The organism is Pseudomonas danubii, from assembly GCF_042980055.1.
GTDB classification, from domain to species: Bacteria; Pseudomonadota; Gammaproteobacteria; order Pseudomonadales; family Pseudomonadaceae; genus Aquipseudomonas; species Aquipseudomonas danubii.
In genome coordinates this window covers 2,655,795-2,675,929 of sequence record NZ_CP116502.1, presented here as the reverse complement: position 1 = coordinate 2,675,929, position 20,135 = coordinate 2,655,795, and the positions used below count along the sequence as shown (strand labels likewise).

Genomic DNA, 20,135 nt, shown 5'->3' with positions numbered 1-20,135 from the left:
GCACAAATGCTTCCTTACCCAACCGATCTGGAGAAACATCATGAGCACCACTCGCACCCTGTCCGCCACCGCCCTGGTCCTGGCCCTGGGCTCCGCCCTGAGCATCGCTGCCGTCTCCACCACCGCGCAAGCCGCCGACGACATGGAGAAATGCTTCGGCGTGGCCATGAAGGGCAAGAACGACTGCGCCGCGGGCGCCGGCACCAGCTGCGCCGGTACCTCCAAGGTCAACGACCAGGCCAACGCCTGGAAACTGGTGCCCAAGGGCACTTGCGAAAAAACCGCCAGCAGCACCTCGCCCACCGGTTTCGGCCAGCTCGAAGCCTTCAAAGCCAAGTCCTGATCCTGCGCCAGCCTGAGTGTCGATGATGAACACAGCCTTGATCCCACGTCCCCGCCACGACATTCAGGCGTCCACCCCGAGCCTGCCGCCCTGTGCAGGCCTGGGGCTCAAGAGCCAACACTTCAAGGACGTCCTCGAACAGCGTCCCGACATTGGCTTTTTCGAGGTGCATGCCGAGAACTACATGGTGACGGGCGGGCCCTTCCATCATTACCTGGGCCTGATTCGCCAGGAGTATCCGCTGTCGCTGCACGGTGTCGGTCTGTCCATTGGCGGCGAAGGCCCCCTGGACAGCGAGCATCTGCGACGTCTGGCGGTCTTGATCGAGCGCTATCAACCCCAGTCCTTTTCCGAACACCTGGCCTGGTCCAGCCACGGCCCGGCGTTTCTCAACGACCTGCTGCCCCTGGCCTACGATGTGCCGACCCTGCTGCGGGTCTGCGACCACATCGACCAACTGCAGAATCATCTGGGGCGAACCATGCTGCTGGAAAACCCCGCTACCTACCTGCAGTTCCAACGCTCGACCCTGGACGAGACGGACTTCATCCGCGAAGTGATCCAGCGCAGCGGTTGCGGCCTGCTGCTGGACGTCAACAACCTCTACGTGTCCTGCATCAACCACCAGCGCGATCCCCTGGCCTATCTGCAGGCACTGCCGCTGCAAGCCGTGGGCGAGATCCATCTGGCCGGGTTCGCCGAAGACCGGGACAACCTCGGCGACCGCCTGTTGATCGACGACCACGGCGCCCCGGTAGACCGGGAAGTCTGGACCCTGTACCAACAGGTGCTGGGGCGGATCGGCCCCATGGCCACCCTGATCGAACGGGACAATCAGGTGCCGAGCCTGACCACGCTGCTGGGGGAGGCCGCTCAGGCCCAGGCGCTGTTACACCAGGCGCGGGTGCAGCCATGAGCAACCACGCCCTCTTTGCCCAGGCGCTACTGAGCGCCGAATCCATCTGCCCGGAGGGGCTTTGCAGCAGCAACGGCGCCGATCCGGCCAGTCGCTTCGCGGTCTATCGCAACAACGTGCAAGGCTCGCTGATCAACGCCCTGGCGGAGGCCTACCCAGTGCTGGCACAACTGGTGGGGCAGACATTCTTCAACGCCATGGCCCGTCTGTATGTGCAGGATTTCCCTCCACACAGCCCGTTGCTCAACGACTACGGCCAGGACCTGGCGGACTTCATCCAGGGCTTCGCTCCGGCGGCGGCCCTGCCCTATCTGGCCGATATTGCGCGCCTGGAACGGCTGCGGGTCGAGGCTTATCACGCCGCCGACGCCGAGCCTCTGCAACCGGCCCAACTGCTGGCGGCGATGAACCAGCCCGATCGCCTCGGCCAGCTCTGCCTGCAGTTGCATCCGTCACTGCGCACCCTGCACTCGGCGTTCGCCGTCGTCAGCCTGTGGGCCGCTCACCAGAGCGACGCTGCCTGGCCGGCGTTCGACCTGCACCAGAGCCAGCACGCCCTGGTGCTGCGCAATGCCCTGGAAGTGCGGGTGATCGCACTGGACGCCGGCAGCGCCACCTTCATCGACAGCCTGCGCCACCACTGGCCGCTGGAAATCGCCGCCGCTTATGCCCTGGACGCCCAGGCCGACTTCGACCTGGGCCAGTGCCTGGGCCTGCTGCTGGCCCACGGCGCCCTCATCGACCTGCAACCTCACCAAAAGGCTTGACCATGAACACCCAGACACCTGCCCCCGTTAGCGGACTGCTGCACCGAATCATTCAAGGGTTCGAGCGTATTCCCTACAGCCTGATCGCCTTTATCGCGCGCTTTTCCATCGCCGCGGTATTCTGGAAATCCGGCCAGACCAAGGTCGAGGGACTGGCCATCGACCTGGTCGATGGCACCTTCGAACTGGGCTGGCCGCGCTTGGCGGACTCCACCATTCCCCTGTTCCAGAGCGAATACCACGTACCCCTGCTGAGCCCGGAAGTGGCGGCGCACCTGGCGGCCTTCGCCGAGCACTTTTTCCCAGTGCTGATCCTGCTGGGCCTGGCCACGCGCTTTTCCGCCCTGGCGCTGCTGGGGATGACCCTGACCATCCAGCTTTTCGTCTACCCCGACGCCTACCCGACCCACGGCACCTGGGCGGCGATCTTGCTGCTGTTGATGGCCCGTGGCCCGGGCGTGTTTTCCCTCGACCACCTGCTGGCCCGGCATTTTCACCACCGTCCTCTGTAGCCGCTGCCGCAGGTTGCGAAAAGGGCCATAGGCCCTTGAACCGATTCAAGTTCGCAACCCACTGGCCGCGGCTACAGACGATCCAGCGCCTCACCGCTGCGGCGGAACCAGTCCATCAGGTAATCGGCCAGCACCTGGGTGCGCCTGGGTAGGCCGCCCTGATAGGGATGCACCAGGTACATCGGCATGCTGCGGGTCTGGTAGTCCCGCAGCAGCCAGCGCAAGCGGCCATCGGCCAACTCGCTGTGCAGCATGTAGGAAGGCAACCGGGCGATTCCCGCCCCCACCAGGGCGGCCTTCTTCAGCAGGTTGTAGTGATTGCTGGCAAAAGGACCGCTGACCCGCACCCGCAGCAGCTCGTGACGCTGGTGATAGAGCCACTCTTCCCGCCCGCTGTAGTGGCTGTTGAGCAGGCAGCGATGCTCGGCCAGCTCCGCGGGAGTCTGCGGCTCGCCGTATTGCTCCAGATAGGCCGGGCTGGCGCAGGTCATCTCATGCCAGGCCAGCAGCGGCCGGGCGACCAGGCGCTGATCGTTGGCCACTTCCGAGCGCACCGCCAGATCAAACCCCTCCCGAGCCAGGTCGCGGTAGCTGTTGTTCAGGTCCAGCTCGATCTGCACCTGGGGATAGTGCCGGGAGAACTCCAGCAGCAGGCCGTCGAAAAAGGTTTCGCCCAAGGACACCGGCACCGTCAGGCGCACCGGGCCGGCCATGTCGTCCTTGAGCCGCGCCAGGGCCTGATGCGCTCGCTCGACTTGAGCCACCAGCGCCTGGGCCTGAGGCAAAAGCGCCGCGCCGGCGGCGGTCAGGTCCAGGCGCCGAGTGGTGCGTTGCAATAGCACCACGGCGAACTTGGCTTCCAGAGCACTGATGCGCTTGGACAGCTGGCCCTTGCTGCACCCCAGTTGCTGGGCCGCCAGGGTAAAGCTGCCCGCCTCCACCAACACTGCAAACGCCACCAGATCATCCATCTCGCTCATGGATTGTTTCCATTTGAAAACCAAAGGTTGCCTATTAGCGCGTTAATCCATGGAAAAAACCACTCTAGACTGCAACCTCCCCCCCTTTTCGAGGAACAGCCCATGAAGATTCTCTTGATCGGTGCCAACGGCACCATTGGCTCGGCGGTTGACCGGGAACTGTCCCAGCGCCACGAAGTGATCCGTATCGGCCGCACCAGCGGTGACTTCCAGGTGGATATCAGTGATGCCCAGTCGATCCGCGCACTGTTCGAAAAGACCGGTCGCTTCGATGCGCTGGTCTGTGCCGCAGGCAACGTCACTTTCGCCCCCTTGGCAGAAATGACCGCCGAACACTTCAGCCTGGGCCTGCACGACAAACTGATGGGCCAGGTCAACCTGCTGCTGATCGGCCGCGAATACGCCAACGACGGTGCGTCCTTCACCTTCACCACCGGCGTGCTGAGCCACGACCCGATCCGCAGCGGCGCTTCGGCCGCCCTGGTCAACGGCGCCATCGACAGCTTCGTGCGGGCCGCCGCCATCGAGCTGCCCCGGGGCCTGCGAGTCAACTCCATCAGCCCCAACGTGCTGCAGGAAGCCATGGGCAGCTATGCCCCCTACTTTCGCGGCTTCAAGCCGGTGCCGGCGGCCGACGTGGCCCTGGCCTACGCCAAGAGCGTGGAAGGCCTGCAGACCGGCCAGACCTACCACGTCGGCTGATCCGGCTTGTGTAGGAGCTGGTTTGTGTAGGAGCAGGCTTGCCAGCGAAGGCGTCCTCCCGAACCACACAAGGCTCCAGGGCCTCTTCGCCGGCAAGCCGGCTCCTGCGGTTGATGGCGCTGCTGCGTTCAATCCGGGGTTGTGGTGACCGGGCGGGCTGCGTAACGTGTCGGCTTCCGCTTGGAGGCCCCATGATGCGCACCGCCCGTTCACTGCTTTGCTTCGCCCTGTTACCGCTGTTTGCCGGCTGTCAGATGTTGCCGATGTTCAACTCTCAACCCGAGGCGCCCTCCATGGCCGGGCTGACCCGGATGCAGGGTGAACTCAGCGCGGCAGACGGCAAGTTGCTGTTCAAGCCCTGCACCGAAGATCGCCGTTATGTGGTCAGCGATGGCGGCGACACCAGCGTGCTGCAAGAGGCCGCTACCCTGGCTGAAAAACAAGGCAAGCTGTTCGCCGACCTGCGGGGCAAGTTTTCCGCCAGCGGCAGCAGCGACGGGCAGTTGGACCTGCGCCAGCTGTATCGCATCGAAGGTTCCGGCAATGCCTGCAACGACCCGAATTTCCAGCGTCTGATCCTGCGGGCCGGCGGCAAGAATCCGGCCTGGAATGTCGATGTCAGTGCCAAGGGCATGATGATCGAGCGCGTCGGCCAGCCAAACCTGGCCCTGCCGTATCTGGAAGAGCAACTGGGCGACGGCCGTTTCAACCTCAGCAGCGAAGCCAATCACCAGCACGTGGAGCTTTGGGTCGCACCGCAACGTTGCGTCGACCCCGTTACCGGCAGCGTCCAGCACCTGAGCGCCGAGCTGCGGGTGGATGGTCAGGTGCAGCGCGGTTGCGGCTATTTCGGCGGCTCGCGCAACGACTGATTCGACGAGCAGCGGTTTTAGCCTCACGGCGACGGTGGATTGCGGCTTATAATCGCCGGTTTGTGCAAAGCAAGCCGGCGCACTGTTGCGCACCGCCTACCCGGATCCTGTCATGTTACGAATCACCGAACTCAAGTTGCCGATCGACCATCCCGATGAAGACCTGCGCGCCGCTATCGTGCAGCGCTTGGGGATCGCCAGCGATGACCTGCTCGATTTCACCTTGTTCAAACGCAGCTACGATGCGCGCAAGAAATCTTCCGAGCTGTGCTTCATCTACACCATCGACCTCAACGTGCGCGACGAAGCGGCGCTGCTGCTCAAGTTCGCCGACGACCGTAACGTCAACCCGGCGCCGGATGTCAGCTACAAGGTGGTGGGCCAGGCCCCGGCAGACCTGAGCGAGCGACCGATCGTGGTGGGTTTCGGCCCTTGCGGCATCTTTGCCGGCCTGTTGCTGGCACAGATGGGCTTCAAGCCGATCGTCCTCGAGCGCGGCAAGGAAGTGCGCCAGCGCACCAAGGACACCTGGGGCCTGTGGCGCAAAAGCGTGCTCAACCCCGAGTCCAACGTGCAGTTCGGCGAAGGCGGCGCCGGGACCTTCTCCGACGGCAAGCTCTACAGCCAGATCAAGGACCCGCAGCACCACGGCCGCAAGGTGCTCCACGAGTTCGTCAAGGCCGGTGCGCCAGACGAGATTCTCTACGTCAGCAAGCCGCACATCGGCACCTTCCGCCTCACTGGCGTGGTGGAAAACATGCGCCAGCAGATCATCGCCCTGGGCGGTGAAGTGCGCTTCGAGCAGCGGGTCACCGACGTGCTGATCGAAGACGGTCAATTGCAGGGCGTGGAACTGGCCAGCGGTGAACAACTGCATTCCCGGCACGTGATCCTGGCCCTGGGTCACAGCGCCCGCGACACCTTCCGCATGCTCCACAGTCGGGGCGTGTACATGGAAGCCAAGCCGTTCTCGGTGGGTTTCCGCATCGAACACCCGCAATCGCTGATCGACAGCGCGCGCCTGGGCAAGTACGCCGGCCACCCGAAACTCGGCGCCGCCGACTACAAGCTGGTGCACCACGCCAAGAACGGCCGTTCGGTCTACAGCTTCTGCATGTGCCCGGGCGGCACCGTGGTTGCCGCCACCTCTGAGCCAAACCGGGTGGTGACCAACGGCATGAGCCAGTACTCGCGCAACGAGCGCAATGCAAACTCCGGAATCGTGGTGGGCATTACCCCGGAAGTGGATTACCCGGGCGGCCCGCTGGCCGGCATCGAATTGCAGGAACGCCTGGAGTCCCACGCCTTCGTCCTGGGTGGCAGCAACTACCAGGCCCCGGCGCAGCTGGTGGGCGATTTCATTGCTGGCAAGCCGACTACCGCCCTGGGCAGCGTCGAGCCCTCCTACAAGCCCGGCGTGAACCTGGGTGACCTGGCCCTGGCGTTGCCGGACTTCGCCATCGAGGCCATTCGTGAGGCGCTGCCGGCCTTTGAACGGCAGATCAAGGGCTACTCGCTGCACGACGCGGTGCTGACCGGCATCGAGACCCGCACCTCATCGCCACTGCGTATTACCCGTGATGCCTCGATGCAGAGCCTGAATGTGAAGGGTCTGTACCCCGCTGGCGAAGGCGCCGGTTATGCCGGGGGAATTCTTTCCGCCGGTGTGGACGGGATTCGTATTGCCGAAGCCGTGGCCCGCGACATCCTCGGCATTCAGGCCTGACGCACCGGCCCTTTCGCCGGCAAGCCGGCTCCTACCGCCTGCCGTAGGAGCTGGCTCGCCAGCGAAGATGTCATCCAGGACAGTGCAAGGCTCAAGGGCCTCTTCGCCGGCAAGCCGGCTCCTACGACAGGTTCAGATGCCGGCACGCAATACGCTGGCCGGGAGTGCCTCGCCACGCTCGACGCTGGCCGCTACCGCATCGATCAAGGCATCCAACTCATACCCCTGCTCCGCCAGCCACTGCTCATCGTAGTAAGTGGTCGCATAGCGCTCGCCACCGTCACAGAGAATCGCCACGATCGACCCCGTCTCACCCGCGGCGGCCATCTGCTGCGCGGCCATCAGTGCGCCAATCAGGTTGGTGCCGCTGGAGCCGCCAACCCGTCGGCCAAGGCGCTGGGCCAGGTAATGCATGGCCGCCAGGGACAAGGCATCCGGCACCTTGACCATGGCGTCGATCACTTTGGGCAGGAACGAAGCTTCGACCCGCGGCCGGCCGATGCCTTCGATCCGCGAACCGCAGTCCAAACGCAAACTAGCATCGCCGCTCAGGTAGTAGTCGAAGAACACCGAACGCTCGGCGTCGGCACACAACACCCGGGTGCCGTGCTGGCGATAACGCACGTAGCGCCCCAGAGTCGCGGTAGTGCCGCCGGTACCAGGGCTGGAGATCAGCCAGCTGGGCTCGGGATAACGCTCGAAGCGCAGCTGCTGGAAGATCGACTCGGCAATGTTGTTGTTGGCCCGCCAGTCGGTGGCCCGCTCGGCGTAGGTGAATTGATCCATGAAGTGGCCGCCACTCTCCCGGGCCAAACGCTCGGATTCGGCATAGATCTGCGTCGGGTCCTGCACCAGATGGCTCTTGCCACCATAGAAGGCGATCTGGGCGATCTTTTCCTGGGAGGTGGTGGCTGGCATCACGGCAATGAAAGGCAATCCCAGGAGACGGGCGAAATAAGCCTCGGAAATCGCCGTGGAGCCACTGGAGGCCTCGATCACTGGCGCACCGGGCTTGAGCCAGCCGTTACACAGGGCATAAAGAAACAGCGAGCGAGCCAGGCGGTGCTTGAGACTGCCGGTGGGATGGCTGGATTCATCCTTGAAATACAATTCAATGCCAGGCAGTCCCGGCAAAGGCAGCGGAATCAGGTGGGTGTCGGCGCTGCGCTGGAAGTCGGCTTCGATGATGCGGATGGCCTCACGGGCCCACTGGCGATTGTCACTCATGTTCTATTCTCGTCAGATCGAACGCCGTACCGGCGCAAGAAGATGAAATGCACCCGGCGGAGATGATCCGGGTTCGTGGCTGACTGGCGTTTTCCCGGGAAAAACAGCTCGGAACGGCCCTGAGAAGACATGTTATGAAATAACTTTCGGACCTTACAGATACAGCTGGGAAGCAATTGGAAACACAACTGCAAAAGCGCATTTTCAAGCAGGCCCTTTAGCCTCTGCATATAATAAAAAAGAATATAATTTTTGTTTTAACAACTATCTGTACGGGTTAGGGTGTGCCACCTTTTTTAGATTTAGATGGAGAGCGACCTTGCCTCTGCGTAGCACTTTCACTCGTTTCTTTGCCATGGAAGCTGCCAGCGGTCTGTTATTGATCGCCGCTGCCATCCTGGCTCTCATCATCAACAACTCGCCACTGTCCTGGCTGTACAACGGCCTGCTGGAAACCCCGGTGGTGGCCCAGATCGGCGCCTTGAAGATCGCCAAACCGCTGTTGCTGTGGATCAACGACGGTCTGATGGCGCTGTTCTTCCTGCTGATCGGCCTTGAGGTCAAGCGCGAAGTCCTGGAAGGGCAACTGTCCAAGCCTTCGCAAATCGTCCTACCGGGCATGGCGGCCATTGGCGGCATGCTGGTCCCGGCGCTGATCTACTGGTTTCTCAACCGGGACAATCCGGCGGCACTCAATGGCTGGGCGATTCCCACCGCCACCGACATCGCCTTCGCCCTGGGGGTCCTGGCCCTGCTGGGCAAGCGGGTGCCGACATCGCTGAAACTGTTCCTCATGACCCTGGCGATCATCGATGACCTGGGGGCCATCGTGATCATCGCGATCTTCTATTCCGGCGCCCTGTCGACTCTGTCACTGATGCTGGCGGCCGCCTGTATTGCCGCCCTGGTGGCGATGAACCGCATGGGGGTGGTGAAACTCGGGCCGTACATGATCATCGGCCTGATTCTCTGGGTTTGCGTGCTCAAGAGTGGTGTCCACGCCACCCTGGCCGGCGTGACCCTGGCCTTCTGCATTCCCTTGCGTACCCGTAATGCCGAACCCTCGCCCTCGCTGGCCCTGGAACATGCGCTGCATCCCTGGGTGGCGTTCGGCATCCTGCCACTGTTCGCCTTCGCCAACGCCGGCCTGTCCCTGAACGGCGTGACCCTTGAGAGCTTCACCCACCATGTCCCCATGGGCATCGCCATCGGCCTGTTGCTGGGCAAGACCATCGGTGTGTTCGGCCTCAGCTGGTTGGCGGTCAAAGCCGGACTTACGGCCTTGCCTGCCGGCGCCAACTGGGGCCAGATCCTCGGGGTGGCAATTCTCTGCGGCATCGGCTTCACCATGAGCCTGTTCGTCGGCTCCCTGGCCTTCGTGCCCGGTAGCAGCGAATACGCCGGCATGGATCGCATGGGGATTCTCACCGGCTCGTTGCTGGCCGCACTGATTGGCTATGCGGTTACCGCCGCCGCCAGCCGCAAGAACACGGCGCTGGCCTCCTGATCCACACCGATCCGACCGCCTGAAAACACAAAACCCCGACCAGTTGCCTGGCCGGGGTTTTGTTTTGTAGCAGAAATATCAGCGGGTAACGCGGCTGGTACCGTTGACGCTCATGATGCGTACGCGATCGCCAACCCGGAACACTTCGTTTTCCTGCACCTGCTGCACATAGGCACGCATGCTGCCGTCGTCTTCACGCACGGTGATTTCCACGCCCTGGGTACGGGTCAGGCCTTCTTCAGTGGCCGAGCCCAGCAGACCGCCAGCTACCGCACCGATCACAGCGGTGACGATGCTGCCACGGCCGCCGCCGATGGCGCTGCCACCCACGCCACCAATCACAGCGCCAGCAGCGCCGCCGATGGGGGTCTTGGTGCCTTCGATTTTCACCGGACGCAGGGACTCGATGGTGCCCATACGCACGGTTTGCACACGACGTGCTTCATCACGGGAGTAGGAGTCACCGGTCAGGTTAGAGGCACAACCGCCGAGCAACATTGCCATCGTGGTGAAAGACGCAACCAGCAAAACAGACTTACGCATAGGATCAACTCCAAAGGACAGATAGCCATTAGACTCCGCAGCTTGACGCCTGTCACGGCACCGCCCGGATAAAATTGGTTTCATTCAGCCAAAGTACAGACTGCAAAAAAGCCAAACCGTCTCAATACGGTAACGCCGATTTCCAGCATAGCGCCAACCAGCAAGGGATTTTCATGGATTACTTCATCATCATCGTGACCACCATCGCCGGTCTGTATTTCCATTGGTGGCTTTACGTGCGCATCAAGCGTTGGGTGGACCGGGACCTGGCTTTGTCCCTGGCCGGAACCGATGAACAGAAGAAACAATTCATGCTGCAACAGCTGGCCGAGGCCCAACGCCAGAAAGTAAAACGCCGGGACCTGCCGCAATGGCTGGAAGCCGCCGCGGCCGGTTATCCCGGCGACTGACCTGCGCGCTTCAGGGGGCCAGGCGCTCCCGGCTCCACTGCCCCGCCTGCAGGCGATAGTTCAAACGGTCATGCAGGCGGCTGGGGCGACCCTGCCAGAACTCGATGCGCTCCGGCAGCAGGCGATAACCACCCCAATGTTCCGGGCAATCGGGCTGACTATCACTGAAACGCGCCTCGGTGGCCTTGAGCAATTCCTGCAACTCGTTGCGATCGGCGATCACCCGGCTTTGCGGTGAAGCCCAGGCCCCCAACCGACTCCCCAGGGGGCGCACCTGATAATAGGCATCAGACTCCTGGGGAGTGACCTTGACCACCTTTCCTTCGATCCGCACCTGACGCTCCAGGGTCGGCCAGAAGAAGGTCATGGCGGCAAAGGGCCGTGCGGCCAGTTGCTCGCCCTTGGCGCTTTCGTAGTTGGTGAAGAAGGTGAAACCCTGTTCATCCAGCCCCTTGAGCAACAAGATGCGGCAGTGGGGACGACCCTCGGTATCGACAGTCGCCAGCGTCATGGCATTGGCCTCTACCGGCGGTTGCTCGGTCTTCACCGCTTCGGCAAACCACTGATGAAACAGCGCGAAGGGTTCACCCGGGGCCTGAGCCTCGGACAAACCATCGCGGGTGTAATCCCGGCGCATATCAGCCAGAGACTGAGTCATGCCTGCTTCCTTATCCTTGAGAATCAGTTTTTAGCCTGAGCAGTAGCCGTTGTTTTCTTCGCTGGAGCTGCGGCCTTCTTCGCTGGAGCCTTCTTGGCGGCAGGCTTCTTGGCAACGGTGGACTTCTTCGCCGGCGCTGCGGCCTTTTTGCCGGAGGCGGCAGGAACGGGCAGCTTGGCATCTTGCACCGCGACCATTTCGGTCTCGGACGGCGTCGGCTGGTTGTACTTGCTCAGCAGGCCCAGCATGGTGCTGCGCTGGGTCAGCATGATTTCCACTCGACGGTTCAGCGAACGGCCTTGAGGGCTGTCATTGGCAGCACGTGGCATGACCGCACCCATGCCACGCAGCATCAGGCGGTCCTGCTTCAAGCCGCTGAGGCTGAAGATGGCAGCAACGGACTGGGCGCGATCACGGCTCAGCTTCTGGTTGGCCAGGGTCGGGCCGGTCGCATCGGCGTGACCGAGAATCAGTACGGCGGTCTTGGGGTCACCTTCAACAGCCTTGGCCACGCGGGTGAATGGGCCCAGGGTCACCGGCAGCAGCATGGCTGGACGGTCCGGGTTGAAGGACGCATCGACCAGCGCAGTCACCACCAGCACGTTTTCGCGACGTTCTACTTGCAGCTTGCTGTCCTTCACCGCTTCACGCAGGCGCGGCTCGTAGTCGTCCAGCCAGGCCTGGGTGATTTTCGGGTCGGGCATTGGAATGTCCGCCACATTGACCTTGCTCAGGGGCTTGGGCTGGCTCTTGGCAAACGGCCACCACCAGTGGGTCTCGGAGTCGGCGGCCTTGGCGACCTCTGGAGCTGGAGTCGGCTCGGCTTTCTTGGTCTCAGCCACAGGCTTGTCGGCGGATTCCTTGGAGGAGAACGGCCACCACCAGTTGCTGCTCTCGGCCTTGGCGGCAGGAGCGGCAGGTGCTGCGGCTACAGGGGCAGGAGCTGGAGCAGGCTCGGCTGCTGCCGGCTTGGCGGCAACCGGAGCTTTGCCTGCCGGTGCTGCCTGCTTCGCGGAGGCGGTGGTTTTACCGGCAGCGGCCGCAGGAGCAGCGGGCTTGGCCGCCACTGCCGGCTTGCCCGCTGGAGCGGCAGGAGCTGGCGCTTCGGCTGCGACGGGTTTTTCAGCGGCCTGCGGGGCTTCCTTGCTGCTGGCCTTATCGGACCCGAACGACCACCAATGGCCGCCATCCGCTTCATTTTGTGGGGTTTGTGCACAACCGGTGACGGTCAGGCAGATGGCCAAGGCTAGAGACTTGTTCGACGACATGGGATATCCACAAAATGAGATAAAAAATTCGGTCTACATGACCGGTACAAACAGACGCTTGGAAATTATAAAAGCCACAGGGTTCCGTCCTGCAGCTTTCCAAGCATGTTTAAGCAAAAAAGTGCTTAACAGCAACCTTTTTACAGACAATCCGACAAAGCCCGCACCAGCTTCTGTGCCCGTGGATCCATCAATACATAAGGCCCCAGGGTATTTGTCACAAAACCGAACGCCACATCATGCTCCGGGTCAGCAAAACCGATGGAACCCCCGGCCCCCGGATGCCCGAACGCCCGAGCCCCCAGGCCAAAAGTGGCATTGGCGACCTGGGGTTGATCAAGCATGCAGCCCAGGCCGAATCGGGTCTGGGTCAGCAGGGTCTTGTCCATGCCCAGGCTGTGCTCGCGGGTCAGCTCTTCGAGCATATCGGCCTCCAGCAAGCTGCCATCGAGCAGGCCGCTGTAGAACCCGGCGAGACTGCGGGCGTTGCCATGGCCATTGGCTGCCGGCTGCTGCATGCGCCGCCATTCGGGTTTGTTGGTGCTGGTCATGATAGACGGTGGATTGGTGAAGGCCCGGGTGGTCATGGCCGTCGGCTCGCGCAGGGTCACCTGCAGCAAGCGCTGGGCTGCTGCGTCACCCACATTGCCCTTGCCACGGGCGATATGCGCCACCCGATGGAACTCTTCGTCGGCCAGGCCGACATGGAAGTCCAGCCGCAGGGGTCTTGCCACCCGGGCCGCAATGGACTCTCCCGGACCGCGTCCATCGGCGCGTCGGATCAGTTCACCCACCAACCAGCCATAGGTGATAGCGGCGTAGCCATGCCCATCACCCGGCGTCCACCAGGGCTGCTCGGCGGCCAGGGCATCGACCATGGTCTGCCAGTCGTAGAGGGCCTCGGCAGGCAGCAACTCGCGCAGGGCCGGCAAGCCCGCCTGATGACAGAGTAATTGGCGCAAGGTAATGGCAGCTTTGCCTGCTGCGGCGAACTCCGGCCAGTAACTGGCGACCGGCGCATCCAGCCGGAGCTTGCCTTCGGCCACCAGTTGCAGGGCGGTGACCGCAGTGAAGGTCTTGGTGCAGGAGAACAGATTGGCGATGGTATCGCTGTGCCAGGCCTCGGCACCGTCCTTGTCGGCGGTGCCGGCCCACAGGTCGATGACGGTTTCTCCGCCGATCTGGATGCACAGCGCCGCGCCGCGCTCCTGGGGATCGTCGAACAGTGCCGCGAAGGCTTCGCGTACCGCCTCGAATTTAAGTTCGTAATGACCCTGAATCTGCACCCTGACTCCCCCAGCACATTTGCTCGACAACGAGGCGCGCATTGTTCCAGCCCGAAACGGATTTGGGAACAGCCAACGGAGCTCTGCGCAGCGCGGCAGAGCCCCGGATCGATCAATGACCGTTAGCGGAATGGCCGCCAGCGTGCTCACCCGCGCCCTTGCCTTCGTGGCCCTTGCCCGCTTCCTCGCTGCCATGCTCGGCGGCTTCAGCCTGCTGCGCCTGAACCCGGGCCTTCTGTGTTTCCTTGGCCAGTTGTTCAATCGCCTGCAGGTTGCTCTTGCGCACATTGTCGACAAAACCCTGGAAGGGCACATCGGTAATGCCCACCAGGCCAAAATGGCCATTTTCACCGTCCAGCAGACGTCCGGTTACCGGTTGGTCGAGATACTGGAACCAATGCACACCGACAATCGATGGCTCACTCACGGCCTGTTTGAGGAAGTTGGCGTAGGCCGGCCCACGATCTTCCTCCCGAGCCAGCTCGGTCACCCCGCCCCAGAACGGGCCACGATCCCGGGAGCCGAAATTGAACTCGGTCACCAGCACCGGCTTGTCCAGGCTGCGCAGGTACGCAAAGTCCTGACCGTCCTGAGGCTTGAGGGTGTACATGTTGAAGCTCAGCACATCGCAGTACTGGGCACAGGCCGCCACCGCCTCGGGATTGCTGACGGCAAAGCGACCGCCCAGCAGCAGATGGTTGGGGGCATGCCACTTCAGCGAGTCGGCGATGGTCTTGAAATAGGTCTCGGCAAAGACTTTCTGGAAATACTTGAAGTCAGCCTCGATCTCCGGGTGTTCGGGACTTGGCTGTGGCGGCACGAAACCCGGGTCTTCCATCAACTCCCAGGCCGGCAGATCGATGCCCCAGGCTTTCGACAGGCCCGCCTGGTTACGATATTTGTCCCGCAGTTGCTTGAGGAAGGCCCGTTTGGCCGGCACATCGGTGGTCAGACGCAGGGTGCCGTAGGCCAGGGCATAGCGGGCTTTCGGATCATCACCGGGACCGGCCCAGGCCAGCTCGTTGTCGGCAAAATAACCAATCAGCCAGGGATCATCCCGATGGTCGCGGGCGGCGATGGCCACGGCGCGCTCGGTGGCCATGGCAAAGCGCGGATCGAAGGGGTCCGGCATGCCGCCCCACCAATCACTGCCCGTGCTGATGCTGGCGTAATCACCCACGATCGACAGCGGCAAGGTGTAGGGCACCCGGTCGGCCGCCCCTAGCGCCGGGGCGCTCCAGTTGCCGATGGTGTTGAATCCCCAGGCCTGCAAGCGGTCCAGGGTGTGGCTGACCCAGCGTCGCTCATCGAAGGTCGGTGCCGCGCATGGGACTGCGGCGGCTTCAGGCGCCGCTGGCTTGCGCTCGGTACTGGAGGCTTCGGCCGGAGCTTCGCTGGCCATTGCACAGGGGGCGCTGTAGGTACGTTGCAGGTTGGCCCGATAGAAGTCGTACCAGCGGCCGGCGTTGTAACCACGTCCCCGGTCGGCGCCGTTGCCGCCACGGTTGTCGCCCTCACCGTAATGGCTCGCCAGGGGCTCGCCATCCTTGGGCAAGGCGCTGAACATCCACTCACGCCCGGCGACATAGGTCTGGCTGTTATCCGGGGCCACGGTGTTGACGCCCAGGGAGTAGAACGGGTGACCTTGCGGAGTCACCAGGAACCAGCGCCCGTCACGCTTTTCCGTGCGGAAGAAGCCGCTGGCCTTGAAGCTCGGGCCCTTGTCCCAGCCGCCAAACTTGTCCAGGGAAGTCTTCTCGCGCTCGCCAAGCCACGCCTTGAGTTGCTGCTGTTCCTTGGCATCGGCCGCCTTGAGCTGATCGTCGCTGGTAATCTTTTCCGGCCAGCGGGACCGGGTCGACTGGCCGTAGCCATCCACCAGGGAACCGTAGACCGCCTTGATCACGCCCTCGCCGTCCTGCACGCCAAAGCGCTCGAGGAGAATACTCTGAGCGGCCTTGGGGCTATCCAGGGACAAGGTCACCGACACCACCTGGCTGCGGTCCAATTGTCCCTCGCTGCTGGCCAGCAGGATGCGCTGGCCGTCCACGGTCATCGGCATCGGCGGCGCGGCCTTCATGCCCTGGCTCAGGGGAGTGTTGGCCACCAATGGCACCAGCAGGGTCTGCGCCGGCCCCGCGGGCAGATCGACGCGGCTGACCAGGGTCTTGCCGTCGTTGCTTTGAATGGTCACATAGAGGGTCAGGGCCCAGTTCATGGCGCTCTGGATGCGCAGGCTCATCATCCCCGACTGCGACCAGTCCCAAGCGCCGCTCTGGGGCGTCAGGGTCAGGCTGGGCCGACTGGTCGGGTTGAAGATGATGCGCCGCAGCACTTCGCCTTCGGCCGTTTGCTCCGCGTTGGACTGCGGCAGGCTGGCATCTTGTGTCGCCACCTGCACCACAGCGGCAGGCCGGACAAAGTTGAACAGCGTCTGTTGTCCGGTCGGGGCCGCCCACACAGGCGCGGTAAACAACAGGGCAAATACAGCGGGCAACGAACGGCGAATCATATGAACCTGGCTCTCCCTAAAGACCGATAAACGGCCGGTGCTGAAGCGGTGATATGAAATAGACAGCAAGGCGCGCAAAGGTGCGCGCCTTGCTTATGATATTTCTCGGCGAAATGGCGGCAAGGCATTGAGGATAGCCTTGCCATAGCGCTGGGTGACCAGGCGGCGGTCCAGCAGGGTGATGGTGCCGCGGTCCTGCTCGGTGCGCAGCAGACGGCCGCAGGCCTGAACCAGCTTGAGAGAAGCATCCGGCACCGAGATTTCCATGAATGGATTGCCACCCCGGGCCTCGATCCATTCCGCCAGCGCCGCTTCCACCGGATCATCCGGTACCGAGAACGGGATCTTGGCGATCACCACGTGCTCACAGTAAGCACCGGGCAAGTCCACCCCTTCGGCAAAGCTCGCCAGGCCGAACAGCACGCTGGAATCGCCACCGTCGACCCGGGCCTTGTGCTTGTTGAGGGTTTCCTGCTTGGACAGGTTGCCCTGGATGAACACCTGCTTGCGCCAATCCCGATCCAGACCGTCGAACACGTCCTGCATCTGCTTGCGCGAGGAGAACAGCACCAGAGTGCCCCGGGAGCCTTCCACCAATTCCGGCAGGTCGCGGATGATCGCCGCCGTATGCGCCGGCGCATCCCGCGGATCGGCACGCAGGTCAGGCACTCGCAACACCCCGGCATCAGCGTGATGGAACGGGCTGGGTACCACCGCAGTCACGGCTTTCTTCGGCAGCCCGGCACGCATGCGGAAGCGGTCGAAGGTGCCCAGGGCGGTCAGGGTCGCCGACGTCACCAGGGCGCCGTAGGCCACGTTCCACAAATTGCGTCGGAGCATCTCCGCTGCGAGGATCGGGCTGGCGTTGACCTCGATGTCGAACAGCGAGCCGCTCTCGGCCAGGGTCAGCCAACGGGCCATGGGCGGATTGTCTTCCGGGTCCTCGATGGTGAACGCGGTCCACAGTTCCCAGTTGCCCGACGCCCGCGCCAGCAGGCTACCGAACAGCGGATACCACTCTTCGGCCTGGTTGCTGGCGATGCCAATATTGACCTCGCCATCCATGCCTTCCTTGAGCAGCTCAGTGAGGCGGGTGAACAGATCGGTGAGACGGGAGAAGCCCTTCTTCAACTCGATGCCCATCTCGCGCATGTGGTCGGGAATCAGCCCGCCGACGAAGCGATGGCGTGGCCGTTCGCGGCCTTCCATGTCTTCGCCGGTCTTGAAGTCGGCGATCTGCTCGCAGGCGCTGAACATGAACTGCTGCTGGGTCTTGATCTCCCGCGCCAGCTCCGGCACTTGCTCGATCAAGCGCCCCAGATCCCCCGGCAGCGGGTGCTGGGCCAGCAACTTGGTGAGGTTCTTGGCGGTCTGCTCCAGCCAGTCGGCGGTGGAGCGCAGCCGGGTGTAATGGGCAAAGTGGCCGATGGCCTTGTCCGGCAAGTGGTGGCCTTCGTCGAACACATAGAGGGTGTCGCGCGGGTCCGGCAGCACCGCGCCGCCGCCCAGGGCCAGGTCGGCCAGGACCATGTCATGGTTGGTGACGATCACGTCCACCTTGCCCATGCCTTCCCGAGCCTTGTAGAAGGCGCACTGGCCGAAGTTCGGGCAGTGTCGATTGGTGCACTGGCTGTGGTCGGTGGTCAGGCGTGCCCAATCGGCGTCTTCCAGGGCGGTGGGCCAGCTGTCGCGGTCACCGTCCCATTTATTCCCGGCGAGCTTCTCGATCATGCTGGTGAACAGCTTCTGGCTGGCTTCATCCACTTCGATCTTGAAGCCTTCTTCCTCGAACAGCTGGGCCGTGGCGGTCTGCGCGTGGCCTTCCTGAAGCAGCATGTCGAGCTTGGACAGGCACATGTAGCGCCCGCGGCCCTTGGCCAGGGAGAAGCTGAAGTTCAGCCCGCTGTTGCGCATCAGGTCCGGCAGGTCCTTGTAGACGATCTGTTCCTGCAGGGCGACGGTGGCGGTGGCAATCACCAGGCGCTTGCCGGCGGCCTTGGCCGTGGGAATGGCCGCCAGACTGTAGGCCACGGTCTTGCCAGTACCGGTGCCGGCTTCCACCGCGACGACCGCCGGGTCGCCACTGCGCCGGCCCTCGTCGTCGGTGTCGATATCACCCAGGACCTTGGCCACTTCGGCAATCATCAGGCGCTGGCCGTAACGCGGCTTGAGGCTCTTGGCTTCGAGAAAACGCGAGTAGGCGCCCTGGATCGTGGTTTTGAGTTCGTTGCTGATCATGGTTTTTCGGGCGCACAAAACGCTGGATAAATTTTCAGTGGTTCGAATCGGCCGCTATCATACCCCGCTAATTCATGTCGCGCAGAACGGAGTACCCGAATGACCGCTTTCGCCCTTGCCTACACCTTGCATGTACTGGCCGCCCTGGTCTGGGTCGGCGGCATGTTTTTCGCCTGGATGGTCCTGCGCCCGGCAGCCGTGGCGGCCCTTGAGGGACCGGCGCGACTGCAGCTCTGGGTGCAAGTGTTTCCGCGTTTTTTCGTCTGGGTCTGGTTCGCCGTGGTGCTGCTGCCGATCAGCGGTATCGGCCTGCTGCATTTGCGCTTCAGCGGCTTTGAAACCGCACCGAAGTATGTGCAGATCATGATGGGGCTGTATCTGGTGATGACCGCCCTGTTCATCCGCATCCAGTCCCTGCAACTGCCGGAGCTGCGCAAGGCCGTCGCGGCGCAGGACTGGCCGGCGGGCGCCGCGGCGCTGGGCAAGATCCGCCGGCTGGTGGGCAGCAACCTGATCATCGGCCTGGTACTGGTGGCCCTGGCAGCGGCCCGGCCAAGCTTCTGAAAGCAACCGCCCGCTACAGGAGCGGGCGGCTGGAACAATCCATCTTTCGAAGTTGACTACAAGCGCTGGACCGTCAGTGACCCCGCCTCGCCCACAGGGCCCGGCTGCCCCTGAGCACCGGGACGCCCGCTTTTGCCGCCGTCGGTTCGGTAAACCAGGCAGCCCTTGGACTTGCCCCCGGCGCCCGGTTTGCCGCCAGCACCGGCCAGGCCGCCGGCGCCACCATCGACCAGGACCTTGATCTGCTCGCTGGGGTAATCACGGGGCAACTCCAACCGGACCACGGCGCCCGAAGCCCCGGGCCGGCCGTCACCGCCGTTGTCACCGTCGGCACCGCGCCCGGCCTGCCCCCAGGTGCAACCCGGCTCCTGGCCATTGGCGCCATCAAGGCCGACGTAACCGGGAGCCCCCTTGCCACCGCGGGCATCCACGAACAATTGCTCGGCCTTCAAGGACTCGATTCGCAGGTTCAGATTGCGCCCCGGCTTGGCCACCTTCTCATAGGTGCCCGGTGCACCACGGGAGCTGATCTGGCTGCCGCTCTCCAACTGCGCATGGCGGACAATCAGTTGCAGGCTTTGCCCGGTAGGCACGATGGCGATCCGCGCGTCACGTCCCAGATGCAGGTCGTCGACCTTGAGTTCGGTGACATTGGCCGGAATCAGCAAGGTGCCGTAGTCCGCCACGTCCAGACGCTCCAGCTGCAGGGTGCTGGCGGCATTGGGCAGGCGCATGAAGGAGTTGGTTTCAACCTGGACCACCTGGGCCACGGCCAGAGGACTGCAGAACAGGGCCAGCAGGCAAAGCTTACGCATGGTCGGTCTCGGCAACAGGAGCAGCAGCGGGAAGGGTTTGCAGGTGGAAGATCCCCACCAGCAGGATGTGTAAACGATCACGCCAGGGATGTGCACGCTCCTTGAGGCTGCCATTGAACAGCAGCAGTTCCAGCAAATGGGTCAAAAGCAACAGGCTACCCGCCAGGTTGACCAGCAGGTGCAACGGATTGATCAATGGATTGACCAGATTGATCAACACCACCAGCCAAAAGACCAAGGTCAGAAACTTCCCCGCCCCCCATAAGACCTTCATAGGCTCCCCTTGTGA

20 protein-coding genes are annotated in these 20,135 nt (G+C 63.1%); 10 read left to right on the top strand and 10 right to left on the bottom strand.

From position 1 onward, the window contains the following. The first annotated feature begins 40 nt into the window (after positions 1-40). From PFZ56_RS12400 to PFZ56_RS12385, 4 genes are read left to right on the top strand one after another with little or no spacing between them, the layout of a single operon-like run. A complete protein-coding gene (locus PFZ56_RS12400; RefSeq protein WP_222933713.1) occupies positions 41-343 on the top strand; it encodes a DUF2282 domain-containing protein in 303 nt (100 codons plus the stop codon). A 22-nt stretch (positions 344-365) separates the two neighbouring features. Further along, complete coding sequence (locus PFZ56_RS12395) at positions 366-1,259, top strand: DUF692 domain-containing protein (RefSeq protein WP_394304637.1); 894 nt, start codon at positions 366-368, stop codon at positions 1,257-1,259. After that, positions 1,256-2,026 (top strand): DNA-binding domain-containing protein, encoded by a 771-nt coding sequence (locus PFZ56_RS12390; RefSeq protein ID WP_170002622.1) that lies wholly within the window; start codon positions 1,256-1,258, stop codon positions 2,024-2,026. The genes PFZ56_RS12395 and PFZ56_RS12390 overlap by 4 nt, the downstream gene beginning before the upstream one ends. 2 nt (positions 2,027-2,028) lie before the next feature. Then, positions 2,029-2,538, top strand: coding sequence for a DoxX family protein (locus tag PFZ56_RS12385; protein ID WP_170002620.1), 510 nt, complete (start codon positions 2,029-2,031; stop codon positions 2,536-2,538). A gap of 71 nt (positions 2,539-2,609) precedes the next feature. Here the strand turns inward: PFZ56_RS12385 and PFZ56_RS12380 are convergent, their stop codons facing one another. Further along, a complete protein-coding gene (locus tag PFZ56_RS12380; RefSeq protein ID WP_102878628.1) occupies positions 2,610-3,518 on the bottom strand; it encodes a LysR family transcriptional regulator in 909 nt (302 codons plus the stop codon). Positions 3,519-3,620: 102 nt separating this feature from the next. Here PFZ56_RS12380 and PFZ56_RS12375 point away from each other — a divergent pair, with 102 nt between their 5' ends. The 3 genes from PFZ56_RS12375 to PFZ56_RS12365 all read left to right on the top strand — a co-directional run bounded on the left by PFZ56_RS12375 (position 3,621) and on the right by PFZ56_RS12365 (position 6,818). After that, positions 3,621-4,220 carry a short chain dehydrogenase gene (locus tag PFZ56_RS12375; RefSeq protein ID WP_102878627.1) on the top strand — a complete coding sequence of 200 codons (600 nt, stop codon included), beginning with the start codon at positions 3,621-3,623 and terminating at the stop codon, positions 4,218-4,220. A 194-nt stretch (positions 4,221-4,414) separates the two neighbouring features. Continuing rightward, positions 4,415-5,092 (top strand): COG3650 family protein, encoded by a 678-nt coding sequence (locus tag PFZ56_RS12370; RefSeq protein WP_170002683.1) that lies wholly within the window; start codon positions 4,415-4,417, stop codon positions 5,090-5,092. Positions 5,093-5,204: 112 nt separating this feature from the next. Next, positions 5,205-6,818, top strand: coding sequence for an NAD(P)/FAD-dependent oxidoreductase (locus tag PFZ56_RS12365; RefSeq protein ID WP_110651847.1), 1,614 nt, complete (start codon positions 5,205-5,207; stop codon positions 6,816-6,818). A 132-nt stretch (positions 6,819-6,950) separates the two neighbouring features. On the opposite strand, the gene PFZ56_RS12360 is transcribed toward PFZ56_RS12365, so the two are convergent. Next, positions 6,951-8,045: a PLP-dependent cysteine synthase family protein gene (locus PFZ56_RS12360; protein WP_102878624.1), complete on the bottom strand. Its 1,095-nt coding sequence runs from the start codon at positions 8,043-8,045 to the stop codon at positions 6,951-6,953. A 319-nt stretch (positions 8,046-8,364) separates the two neighbouring features. Between PFZ56_RS12360 and nhaA the strand changes: the two genes are divergently transcribed. Then, positions 8,365-9,552 (top strand): Na+/H+ antiporter NhaA, encoded by a 1,188-nt coding sequence (nhaA, locus tag PFZ56_RS12355; protein ID WP_123393513.1) that lies wholly within the window; start codon positions 8,365-8,367, stop codon positions 9,550-9,552. 78 nt (positions 9,553-9,630) lie between these two features. Here nhaA and PFZ56_RS12350 read toward each other — a convergent pair whose 3' ends face one another. Next, positions 9,631-10,095 (bottom strand): glycine zipper 2TM domain-containing protein, encoded by a 465-nt coding sequence (locus PFZ56_RS12350; protein WP_025127763.1) that lies wholly within the window; start codon positions 10,093-10,095, stop codon positions 9,631-9,633. A gap of 173 nt (positions 10,096-10,268) precedes the next feature. Here PFZ56_RS12350 and PFZ56_RS12345 point away from each other — a divergent pair, with 173 nt between their 5' ends. Beyond that, entirely contained in the window at positions 10,269-10,505 is a 237-nt protein-coding gene (locus tag PFZ56_RS12345; protein WP_102878622.1) for a hypothetical protein, read from the top strand. Between the two features lie 10 nt (positions 10,506-10,515). Here PFZ56_RS12345 and pdxH read toward each other — a convergent pair whose 3' ends face one another. The 5 genes from pdxH to dinG form a co-directional block, all read right to left on the bottom strand. Beyond that, entirely contained in the window at positions 10,516-11,163 is a 648-nt protein-coding gene (gene pdxH / locus PFZ56_RS12340) for a pyridoxamine 5'-phosphate oxidase (protein WP_170002618.1), read from the bottom strand. Positions 11,164-11,186: 23 nt separating this feature from the next. Continuing rightward, on the bottom strand, positions 11,187-12,431 hold the full coding sequence (locus tag PFZ56_RS12335) for an OmpA family protein (protein WP_110651846.1): 1,245 nt from the start codon (positions 12,429-12,431) through the stop codon (positions 11,187-11,189). Between the two features lie 140 nt (positions 12,432-12,571). Beyond that, complete coding sequence (locus PFZ56_RS12330) at positions 12,572-13,717, bottom strand: serine hydrolase domain-containing protein (protein ID WP_110651845.1); 1,146 nt, start codon at positions 13,715-13,717, stop codon at positions 12,572-12,574. 112 nt (positions 13,718-13,829) lie between these two features. After that, the gene (locus tag PFZ56_RS12325) at positions 13,830-16,229 is read right to left on the bottom strand and encodes a beta-galactosidase (RefSeq protein ID WP_170002616.1); all 2,400 of its coding nucleotides are present in this window, start codon (positions 16,227-16,229) and stop codon (positions 13,830-13,832) included. Positions 16,230-16,322: 93 nt separating this feature from the next. Continuing rightward, positions 16,323-18,467: an ATP-dependent DNA helicase DinG gene (dinG, locus tag PFZ56_RS12320; RefSeq protein ID WP_102878618.1), complete on the bottom strand. Its 2,145-nt coding sequence runs from the start codon at positions 18,465-18,467 to the stop codon at positions 16,323-16,325. Between the two features lie 99 nt (positions 18,468-18,566). Here dinG and PFZ56_RS12315 point away from each other — a divergent pair, with 99 nt between their 5' ends. Beyond that, complete coding sequence (locus PFZ56_RS12315; RefSeq protein ID WP_110651843.1) at positions 18,567-19,031, top strand: CopD family protein; 465 nt, start codon at positions 18,567-18,569, stop codon at positions 19,029-19,031. A 56-nt stretch (positions 19,032-19,087) separates the two neighbouring features. Here PFZ56_RS12315 and PFZ56_RS12310 read toward each other — a convergent pair whose 3' ends face one another. Further along, a complete protein-coding gene (locus tag PFZ56_RS12310; RefSeq protein ID WP_110651842.1) occupies positions 19,088-19,846 on the bottom strand; it encodes a collagen-like protein in 759 nt (252 codons plus the stop codon). Beyond that, positions 19,839-20,120: a DUF1145 domain-containing protein gene (locus PFZ56_RS12305; RefSeq protein WP_110651841.1), complete on the bottom strand. Its 282-nt coding sequence runs from the start codon at positions 20,118-20,120 to the stop codon at positions 19,839-19,841. Before PFZ56_RS12305 ends, PFZ56_RS12310 begins: the two co-directional genes overlap by 8 nt. Between the last annotated feature and the right edge of the window lie 15 nt (positions 20,121-20,135).

What these genes read in the sequence shown, in the direction of transcription:
- PFZ56_RS12400 (WP_222933713.1), top strand. Translation starts at nt 41, where the DNA reads ATGAGCACCACTCGCACCCTGTCCGCCACCGCCCTGGTCCTGGCCCTG.
- PFZ56_RS12395 (WP_394304637.1), top strand. Translation starts at nt 366, where the DNA reads ATGATGAACACAGCCTTGATCCCACGTCCCCGCCACGACATTCAGGCG.
- PFZ56_RS12390 (WP_170002622.1), top strand. Translation starts at nt 1,256, where the DNA reads ATGAGCAACCACGCCCTCTTTGCCCAGGCGCTACTGAGCGCCGAATCC.
- PFZ56_RS12385 (WP_170002620.1), top strand. Translation starts at nt 2,029, where the DNA reads ATGAACACCCAGACACCTGCCCCCGTTAGCGGACTGCTGCACCGAATC.
- PFZ56_RS12380 (WP_102878628.1), bottom strand. Translation starts at nt 3,518, where the DNA reads ATGAGCGAGATGGATGATCTGGTGGCGTTTGCAGTGTTGGTGGAGGCG.
- PFZ56_RS12375 (WP_102878627.1), top strand. Translation starts at nt 3,621, where the DNA reads ATGAAGATTCTCTTGATCGGTGCCAACGGCACCATTGGCTCGGCGGTT.
- PFZ56_RS12370 (WP_170002683.1), top strand. Translation starts at nt 4,415, where the DNA reads ATGCGCACCGCCCGTTCACTGCTTTGCTTCGCCCTGTTACCGCTGTTT.
- PFZ56_RS12365 (WP_110651847.1), top strand. Translation starts at nt 5,205, where the DNA reads ATGTTACGAATCACCGAACTCAAGTTGCCGATCGACCATCCCGATGAA.
- PFZ56_RS12360 (WP_102878624.1), bottom strand. Translation starts at nt 8,045, where the DNA reads ATGAGTGACAATCGCCAGTGGGCCCGTGAGGCCATCCGCATCATCGAA.
- PFZ56_RS12350 (WP_025127763.1), bottom strand. Translation starts at nt 10,095, where the DNA reads ATGCGTAAGTCTGTTTTGCTGGTTGCGTCTTTCACCACGATGGCAATG.
- PFZ56_RS12345 (WP_102878622.1), top strand. Translation starts at nt 10,269, where the DNA reads ATGGATTACTTCATCATCATCGTGACCACCATCGCCGGTCTGTATTTC.
- pdxH (WP_170002618.1), bottom strand. Translation starts at nt 11,163, where the DNA reads ATGACTCAGTCTCTGGCTGATATGCGCCGGGATTACACCCGCGATGGT.
- PFZ56_RS12335 (WP_110651846.1), bottom strand. Translation starts at nt 12,431, where the DNA reads ATGTCGTCGAACAAGTCTCTAGCCTTGGCCATCTGCCTGACCGTCACC.
- PFZ56_RS12325 (WP_170002616.1), bottom strand. Translation starts at nt 16,229, where the DNA reads ATGATTCGCCGTTCGTTGCCCGCTGTATTTGCCCTGTTGTTTACCGCG.
- dinG (WP_102878618.1), bottom strand. Translation starts at nt 18,467, where the DNA reads ATGATCAGCAACGAACTCAAAACCACGATCCAGGGCGCCTACTCGCGT.
- PFZ56_RS12315 (WP_110651843.1), top strand. Translation starts at nt 18,567, where the DNA reads ATGACCGCTTTCGCCCTTGCCTACACCTTGCATGTACTGGCCGCCCTG.
- PFZ56_RS12310 (WP_110651842.1), bottom strand. Translation starts at nt 19,846, where the DNA reads ATGCGTAAGCTTTGCCTGCTGGCCCTGTTCTGCAGTCCTCTGGCCGTG.
- PFZ56_RS12305 (WP_110651841.1), bottom strand. Translation starts at nt 20,120, where the DNA reads ATGAAGGTCTTATGGGGGGCGGGGAAGTTTCTGACCTTGGTCTTTTGG.